The 8,408-nt window shown below is 66.3% G+C and carries 8 protein-coding genes; 4 read left to right on the forward strand and 4 right to left on the reverse strand.

All coding sequences use genetic code 11. From position 1 onward, the window contains the following. Both B8W67_RS19575 and B8W67_RS19580 read right to left on the reverse strand, forming a co-directional pair. A partial coding sequence (locus B8W67_RS19575; RefSeq protein WP_165757329.1) for an Hsp70 family protein occupies positions 1–1,487 on the reverse strand: 1,487 nt, incomplete at its 3' end. Positions 1,488–1,709: 222 nt separating this feature from the next. Next, on the reverse strand, positions 1,710–2,939 hold the full coding sequence (locus B8W67_RS19580) for a hypothetical protein (RefSeq protein WP_085305831.1): 1,230 nt from the start codon (positions 2,937–2,939) through the stop codon (positions 1,710–1,712). Positions 2,940–2,978: 39 nt separating this feature from the next. On the opposite strand from B8W67_RS19580, the gene B8W67_RS19585 reads away from it, so the two are divergent. Both B8W67_RS19585 and B8W67_RS19590 read left to right on the forward strand, forming a co-directional pair. Then, complete coding sequence (locus tag B8W67_RS19585) at positions 2,979–3,632, forward strand: TetR/AcrR family transcriptional regulator (protein ID WP_085305833.1); 654 nt, start codon at positions 2,979–2,981, stop codon at positions 3,630–3,632. After that, positions 3,607–4,092 (forward strand): nuclear transport factor 2 family protein, encoded by a 486-nt coding sequence (locus B8W67_RS19590; protein ID WP_085305835.1) that lies wholly within the window; start codon positions 3,607–3,609, stop codon positions 4,090–4,092. The genes B8W67_RS19585 and B8W67_RS19590 overlap by 26 nt, the downstream gene beginning before the upstream one ends. A gap of 4 nt (positions 4,093–4,096) precedes the next feature. Here B8W67_RS19590 and B8W67_RS19595 read toward each other — a convergent pair whose 3' ends face one another. Both B8W67_RS19595 and B8W67_RS19600 read right to left on the reverse strand, forming a co-directional pair. Next, positions 4,097–5,734 carry an alpha/beta hydrolase gene (locus B8W67_RS19595; protein ID WP_069390696.1) on the reverse strand — a complete coding sequence of 546 codons (1,638 nt, stop codon included), beginning with the start codon at positions 5,732–5,734 and terminating at the stop codon, positions 4,097–4,099. 402 nt (positions 5,735–6,136) lie between these two features. Continuing rightward, complete coding sequence (locus B8W67_RS19600; RefSeq protein WP_069390801.1) at positions 6,137–6,796, reverse strand: L,D-transpeptidase family protein; 660 nt, start codon at positions 6,794–6,796, stop codon at positions 6,137–6,139. Between the two features lie 40 nt (positions 6,797–6,836). Between B8W67_RS19600 and B8W67_RS19605 the strand changes: the two genes are divergently transcribed. Together B8W67_RS19605 and B8W67_RS20665 are read left to right on the forward strand one after the other, a co-directional pair. Continuing rightward, positions 6,837–7,508, forward strand: a complete 672-nt coding sequence (locus tag B8W67_RS19605; RefSeq protein ID WP_133056163.1) for a hypothetical protein — start codon at positions 6,837–6,839, stop codon at positions 7,506–7,508. Continuing rightward, the coding region (locus B8W67_RS20665; protein WP_133056164.1) for a hypothetical protein at positions 7,505–8,408 on the forward strand (904 nt) is incomplete at its 3' end. The genes B8W67_RS19605 and B8W67_RS20665, both read left to right, overlap by 4 nt.

Below are 8,408 nucleotides of genomic sequence, written 5' to 3' on the forward strand. Positions count from 1 at the left end.
GAGCAAGGCCGAACCGCCCCCGCCGCCGCCTCCGACGGTGGCGGCGGCGGGGGCGGTTCGGCCTTGCTCGGCTCGGGCAGCGGGTTGCTCGGCGGCGGTGGCACCGTCACCGAACTCGGTGGAGCGTCGTTGTGGTGCTCGGAGGCGTTCGACAACGTGTAGGCCACCCCGCCGACAGCGATCGCGGCGACCACCGCGCCCAGCCCCAGGGCCAACTGCGGCAGCTGGAACAACCGCCGGCCGGGCTCCTCGTAGGGTTCCGCGGGGATCGCCGGTTGGATGCGCGACGGCGGCTCCCGCAGATCGCCGTAGTAGGGGTCGTCGGGCACGTCGCCGGTGAACGGCACCGGCTCGGCGCTGCCGTCCTCGGCCGACCAAGCCAGCTCCCCGACGTCGGCGGAGCCGGTGGGGTTGGCGGTGGTGGCGGCGGTGCCCGTCGCGGGCGTGCCGACCGGCGCCATCGCGGTGCTCCCGGCGTCACCGGGATCGGCGAGACCGCTCGCCGGGGCCATCGCGGTGGCGGTCGCCGATTCACCGCCGGCCCCCTGCGCCGAGAGCAGCGCCGCCCCCAGCGCGGCGTTGAGCCCGGGTTGAGCGGTGTTGACCACCGGCACCCGCAGCCAGGACGACAGGCTGCGTGCCACCAGCGGTGTTGCCGCGACACCTCCGACGGCGGCGACCGCCGTCAGTTGAGTTCCGGAGATGTTGTTGCGCTGCAACATCTCTTCCAATGCCTCGACCGCACCATCGAGCGGGGCGGTGATCAGCGCCTCCAACTCGGCGCGGGTCAGCGGCAGCGTGGTGCGCTGACCCGGCAGCACCACGGGCAGATCGGTGGCCTCGGCGGCCGAGAGCCGCTCTTTGGCCAACCGGCAGTCCTCCCGCAACTGCGCAACCGCGCCGACGGCGGTGGTTCCCGTGGGATCGGCGTGCTCGGCGGCACCGAGGCGCTCCAGGACGTGTTCGAGCACGAGGGCATCGATGCGGTTTCCGGAGAACTCCGCGTACCGGCGGGTTTCGATGGGCTCATAACCGGCGGCCGCGTCGGCGAGGGTGAACGTGGTGCCGCCACCCCCGAAATCACAGAGCGCCACCACTCCGGTGCCCGGCAGACCCGGGTCGGCACCCAACGCCGCCAGCGCCGCGGCCGCGTCGGAGACCAGGCTTGGCGCACCATCGGCGGTGGCCAGTCGCGGATGGTTGCGCAACCCGTCGCGCACTGCCCGCGCACGCTGGTTATCCCAGTACGCCGGCAGCGCCAGCGACAACTGCGCGACCCCGGGCTGGGCGCCCACGGCGACGACCAGAGCCTCGATCGCGTCGAGCAGCAACTGATCCGGGGTGTGGGCGATGCCGTCGGCGCCGACCAGCGGTGTCGGGTCGCCGACCCGTTCGACGAACCCGGCAAACGCCGGCCCGGTGCCCGGTGGCGCCCCGATCTGCGGTGGTTGACCCGGCAGAAGGGTCACCACGGCGCGGCGCGTCATCGGCGGGAAACCGACACGTGCCGCAACGAAATTGGTCGTCCCGATAGACAACCCCAACGGGTCGTACATACACCGCGCACCTTGCATCGACGATCGAGCAGTCCCCCACATTAATGGCGCCGCGCGTAGTCGCCGCGGCCCTGCCGCAAACGATACCGACGCGTTACGGAGTTGACGCCAACTCGGTGTCGTCTCACGGTGAGGGCACCGGTGAGACCGGCCTCACACCACCGTCAGCGGCAGCGACCGGCGAGGCTTGAACTGGAAGGTCGCGCCGCCACTGACCTTGGCCACCGAGACCTCGGGCAACTCCGACGCCGCGGTCTCGGAGCGCACCAGTTCCGCGGTCCAGTCGGTGTCGGTACCGGTGAGCGCCACATGCAGGTGCGGATCGATTGCGGTGGCGATGGCCTGCAGCGGCTGCACCGAGCCGGGCGTGCACAGCGAGATCCAGGAGGCGTCGTCGTGAGCCGGGCTGGGCCGCACATGAATCCGGTTGGCCTCGAAGTCGGCGACGATGTAGCCGGTGGGGTTGAACAGCGGGTGCAATTCGAACACCCGCATCGCCCCGTCGATGTCGGTGGGCAGCGCCAACGCCCGGTGCAGCCGCTCGGCGGCCAAGCCGGCCAGCCCGGTCAGCTGACGGGTGCCCACCGAAATGGCCTGGTCGGTGTCGTCGCCGGTGCGTGAGCGCACCGCGATCGCGAACGACAGATACAGCAGGTGCATCTGCAGGCACACCTCGTCGGCCAGCCGGACGAGCGCGGAGTAGGAGAAGTCGTTGAAGTCGATGTCGGAGAGCAGCGGTCCGGTGTATTCGCCCATTCCCTCCTCGGTCAGGTCGATCGGCGCGAGTTCCCAGGTGGCGGCGCGGGTTTCGCGCACCTCGGCCAGAGCGGGGATGCCCTGGGCCGGCGGGTAGGACTCGTCGATCTTGACCGTCCACGCGCAATGCGGGTTGCGATCCGACGGCTCCCGAGGAGGCCGGTGGATGGGCCGGCACTGCGCCTTCGGGTTGGTGGCCACCGCGGTCGCATCGAAGGTGGGGTCCTCGATGGTGTGGCACATGCCGAAGACGAACTCCTCGCCGAGCGGCTCGACGTCGAGCAGCGCACCGCAGCTGGCCAACTCGAACGCGCCGTCCCAGTCGTTGTGCACGGTGAACCGGAAATCCATGAACTGCGGCGGCGAGCCGATGTCGAACTGCAGACCCTTGAAGATCGTGGGCACGTCGTTGCCGACGAAGTTCAAGGCACGCTGCATGCGTTGGGCGTACACGGGGCTGGCGCCGGCCCATTCCTCGATCGCGACCTGCTCCATGCCGTCTCGGCCGAAGGCCTGGATGCACCAGGCCATCCCGGAGCGGTCGATCATGTGCCCGATCAACAACAGCTCGGGAAGCAGCGTGGCCAGTTCCTCGCGCGTCAACGACGCATACCGCGATTGAGTCACGCTTCCAAACATAGTTTTATCTATGTTATAAAGTCAACAATGACTGTTTCTGCTGGTCAACGTTCAGACCGGGGGGTCAGCCCCACCCGGCAGACCACCGCGCCGCGCAAACGCGGCGATCAGACGCGGACCACGATCATCGAGGAGACGGTGCGGTGCGTGGTCGAGGAGGGGTTCGCCGCGGCCACCGCCAAACATGTCGCCGAACGCGCCGGAGTGACCTGGGGTGTCATCCAGTACCACTTCGGGGATCGCAACGGGCTGCTCATGGCGGTCGTCGACGACGGGGTCGCCCGCCTGCTGGACAGTCTCAGCACCATCGACGTGCAGGAACTGCCGCTGCGGGAACGCATCGAAGTCGTCGTCGACACCGCGTGGCGCTGCTATGCCAGTCCCACCTCGATGGCGGCGTTGGAGATCCTGCGCGCCAGTCGCGGCAGCCTCGGGGAGCGCTCGCGGCACCACTTGCTGGAGATGAACGCTGCGATCGGTGAACTCGGCCGGCTGATCTCGGCCGATCCTGCCAACGCCGGGGTGGCCGAGGTGATCTGGGCGGCGCTGCGCGGCGTGGTCTTCGCCCAGATGCTGGTGGGAACCACCGTCGACTGGGACCGCGAACGGCGCGCGTTGATCGACATGGTGACGCACTATCTGCAGCGACCCACCGATGTGCTGCAATGTCCTGATGGGTGACAAGGCCGCGATCAAGAACGTCAAATACCGCTACCTGCGCGCACTCGACACCAAACACTGGGACGACTTCGCCGACACCCTGACCGACGACATCGTCGGCGACTACGGATCCTCCCCCGGGGAGAAGTTGCGCTTCACCAACCGGGCCGATTTGGTCGATTACATGCGCTCCACGCTGGGTGAGTCCATCCTGACCGAACACCGGGTGGACCACCCGGAGATCACCGTGACCGGCGACGAGGCCACCGCGACCTGGTACCTGCAGGATCGTGTCATCGTTCCCGACGCCGACTTCATGCTCATCGGCGCCGCGTTCTATCACGACCGCTACCGTCGGACCTCCGACGGCTGGAAGATCAGCGCCACCGGCTACGAACGCACCTATGAGGCGACGATGTCGTTGAGCGCCATCGGATTCAACGTCACCCGCGGTGCGGCGCTGGCGAGCGAGAACCACTGATCGTCTAGGCCGGTGCCGGCGGGCGAACACCGGCGATCACCGCGCCGAGGTTGGCCAACGCGACGTTGTCGTCGTTCCAGTAACTGCTGTGCGCGTCAACGCTCGGGAACACCCCCGCGAAGGTCGGGCCCGGATCGGCGGCCAGAAGGACCGCCCCGAACGCCGGGTCGTAGGGCGGGCACAACCCCAGCCCAAACCCGAACCCTCCGGCTCCCAGCCGGACGATGTCGTTGCGCGCTTCCATCGCATACACGGTGGCGCCGGGGTTGAGATCCAAGTCGGCCGCGTGGTTGACGAGCATCCCCGGGCTTCCCACCGCGACCACATTGTCGACGTCGAGGTGATGGCCGGCGCTGGCGGCGTCACCGACCACCACCGATCCGTAGCTGTGCCCGATCACGGTGTTCAACGACCGCGGGCCGGTGTGGGAGGCCCGCATGCCCTCCTCGAATCGGTCCAGGGGCACGGCACCGGAATGCGCTCTGTCCGGCCAGCCCGCCTCCAGCAACGACATCGGCCGGTCGTAGCCCATCCACGTCGTCACCGACAGATCCTGCGGCCGCAGACGGGGGTTGGCGGCCAATGCCGCCCGGTACATCGCCGCAGACTTGTGGTCACTGGACTGCCAGCGACGCAGGTCCTGCCCGGTGCCGGGAACGAAGACCGCGTTGCGGGTGGCGTGGTCCGGATCGCCGATCGTGATCGCCGCGTGGCCGTGATCATCGAGCATGGAGAGGAATCGCGGAACGCCGTCCTGCCCGAGTAAGCCTTGCTGGACGGCGGTGTAGCCGTTGATGGTGCGGGTGATCTCGTCCCACCGTGTGCTCCAGACCAGCCACTCCGGTGATCCCGATTCACGCTCGTCGACTGTGGGACCGAAAGCGGCCCAATCGGGATGTTCGGCGGCCAGGCGGTCGCGCTCAGCCGTTGCCGCAGCAAGGAGTTCGTTGAGGTGGCGGCGGTTGTAGTGGTTCTTGTCCACGAAGCTGACCCCGGGGAGATTCCCGATTCCGTGGTCGTGGCGGTAGAACAAGTCTTTCTCCGCCGGAGTGAGCATCGCCCACACGGTGTGGAGTTCCTCAGGGTCCTCGGGCAGACCGGAATAGAGTGCCATTTGCACTGCCGGCCGGTCGTCGTGAAGACCGGCCGGCACCGGAAGGTCCCCGTCGGCCATGTTGATGGCGGCGGCCAGCTGAACGTTGATCGCGTTGGCGGTGTCGAGGATCTTGGCCAGGAAAGGCTGCAACTCCCGCTTGGCGATCGCCATGTCGGCGGTGTAGCCATCGCTTCCGGCTGCCGGTATGAGCAGGTCATTGATCGGATCGATCGCCAACTTGCGATCATGAGCGTAGGTCTCCAGAGCCGAGAGTTCGTGCTGGACATGTTCGATGCCGTCTGCGGCGCGACTTGCGGCGTGCGCCACCACCACGGCCTCCGCGCCGTGGGCGTCGAGATCCTGACGCAGTTGGGCGTTGGCGTGCTGCGCCGCTTGTGCCGTGGCACCGCCCCAGGTGGCGAATACCTGCAGGGCACCGAGTTCGCGGGACACCGAGGCCGTGATCGCGGCGCGGTCGATGGCGGCGTGAAAGACCGCGCGGACCGCATCGGCGTCCCAACGTCGGATATCGGCGATGGTCAACATGGCGGTCTCGCCCCGAGTTCGCGTAGGGCTCTCGCGCTGATCTCCTCGGTGCAGGCAGCTGCCGAGGCGGCGTCGTAGAAGCCTTGGATGTGGTTCCCGAGTTGGGCAAGAAGCCGCATCGAATCCTGTTGCCAAGCGTCGAGACGAGACCCGAGGGCCGTCGCCGAGGCGTCAACCCATCCCGATTGGGCATCTTCGATCCTGTTGCCCGACAACAGATGCCCGGTAGCCAGCGATTCACACTGATCACTGACCTGGTGAGCGGAGTGATGCAGCTCGTTGAAGTCGAGATGGAGTGTCACCGCTAACCCCCTGCAACCGGAGTTGATGGGTTAGGGATAGCAGCGGGACGGTCGAGCGGCCAGTCACCCGTGGATCAGGTTGTGGAGAACGTGAGGGCGGCTACTTGGCGATCGCGATGACCGCTCCGGGTTTGAGCCATTGGATGATCTTGACCAGGGTGGCGTCGTCGATGGCCACGCAGCCCTCGGTGGGACGTCCGTCGGTGGTGTGGAAGAAAAACGCCGCCCCGTCCCCGGGTGTGCGCTGCTTGTTCACACCCATGACCACCGCGTGCTTGTACTGGGGGATCTCCAGGTTCTCGCTGGCGGAGGTGTCGAATGGGCACTGGTCGCGCTGGCACACCTGCATGGTGTTGAAGGTGCTCGGGCTGTTGTCGTCACCGCTCCACCAGTGGTTGGGACCCACCTGCACGTAGCGCAGCCCGCTGCCCGGGTTCGGAGCCGTACCGAAGGCGTAGTCGAGGGAGTACACCCCCATCGGGGTGGCCGGGTATCCGCTCTTGGCCTTGGGTTCCATGCCCGCCGATCCGACGAAGGTCGGGATCCCGGCCGCCAGCGGCTGCCACCCGGCGTTGGTGCGCTGGTAGACGTCCATATTGGCCTTCGACCCGCCGGTGCTCACCACGGACACCACCTGGGTGGCGTTGCCCACCATATTGGCGAACCAGGGATTGCCGGCAGCCGCAGCGGCTGGCGCCAGCGCGAGGGTCACGGCGGTGACACAGACCGCCGTGCACAGCAGAGCAAGCAGTCGGCGCACGGCCTCCATCGTTATGGCGCCCAACCTAAGGGTCAAGTCAATGTTCAGCGTCGAATCGGTCACGTCGCGGTTGCTTGGTTACGCCCGCCGGTTCCAAATCAGTGAATACCGAAATGGTGTGTATCGGCGTTACCATCATCTGATGGCGGAGATGCCCCCTTCGGGGCTTCCTCCAATGCCGGCGGCGCCGTCCACGTGGGCACCGACACCGCCCACTGCTCGGCGTGCCGCATCGCGCTGGCCCTCGTTCGCCGCCCTCATCATCGCCACCATCGCCCTGGCGGTCGCCATCGCCGGATGGTTCCGCCCACCGGCCTCCCCCGCGCCGGAGACAACCCCTACCTACACCGACCAGCAGATCGCCGATGCGAAGACCAAGGCGTGCGAGGCGTTCGATTTGGTGGATCGCGGCGTTGTGCTGCAGACAAGTGGGGGAGAAAACCTGGGCACCAATCGTGACGATCCAGCGCTCATTAAGGCTCAAGCCGCCAATGCCCGACTCTCCCTCGTCGCCGGGAGCACGTACCTTCGAGCGCACGTCAGTCCGGCTACGCCCGCCGGCTTGGCGGCACAGATGAACAACCTCGCAGATGTATTGGCGGACCTCGGTGCCCGCTACCTAGCAGGTGAGAAGGACACAGATCCAGCGCTGTCGAAGCTACTGGGAGAAGGAGAAGAGGGCTTTCAACAGATCGAAGGGGACTGCAAATGAGCGATCTGCCACCCGGCGACTACTCCGAACTGCTCGTCGGTCAACATTGGCCGAGCACCACCACCATGACGACGGTGCATGATGCGATGTCCAACCGCAAACTCACCGCATCCCGGTTTGCTGATCTGAGTGAGCAACTCAGGCTGATTCAGACAGGCCCGATCGCCAGCCAATCGGGACTCACTGCAGATGAGATCCGCGGGGTGTTCGACCGTGGCGAACGCGACGCTCGAGGCGTTGCGACAAGCAATCAGACAAAGCACACCGCCTACCTGGCTGCACACAGCTCCGCGGAATCCCTCCGCAAAGCGTTGGGAACGATTGCACAGGAGGGCAATTCGCGGATAAAGGAGATTCAGAAGTCCAAGAGAAGTCTTGATGAGAAGATAACGGAAATCACCGAACTCGTCGTAACCTCCCAATCACGGGCCAGCGTTGAAGCGGCGAGCTGCGCGGCCGAAATTCTCGATGCCACCCAAAGCATTCTCACAAAACAAGGGTTCGACCACTCGGCAAGAGAATTCGCGAAACATCATGGACATGAGATTGATTCGATGTTCACCTCGCCGGATCCGAGCGCAGTACGGGAAAAGGTCACCGCACTACTAAACCCTCCGGATGGTCCCCAGAGTCCTACCCCGGGTTCCACCCTCCATCTTCAAGACGCAGCGGAGGAGGCTGCCACTTCGCCGCCATCACCACCATTGCCCGGTTCCGATAGCCCGGAGCGGCATTTAGCAAACTTCAATCAGGAAACCAATAGCTCGCTAGCTCCAGCGACACCGGCACAACACATTCTCAGACACGGCGAGGAGTGCGGCCCGAGCACAATGACAGCAGTCAACCCGCTTGTTCGGCACCCAACATCCACCTCCGCCCAACCCCCCAGCCCTACCCCCC

It is taken from the genome of Mycolicibacillus koreensis, assembly GCF_002104795.1.
Lineage (GTDB): Bacteria > Actinomycetota > Actinomycetes > Mycobacteriales > Mycobacteriaceae > Mycobacterium > Mycobacterium koreense.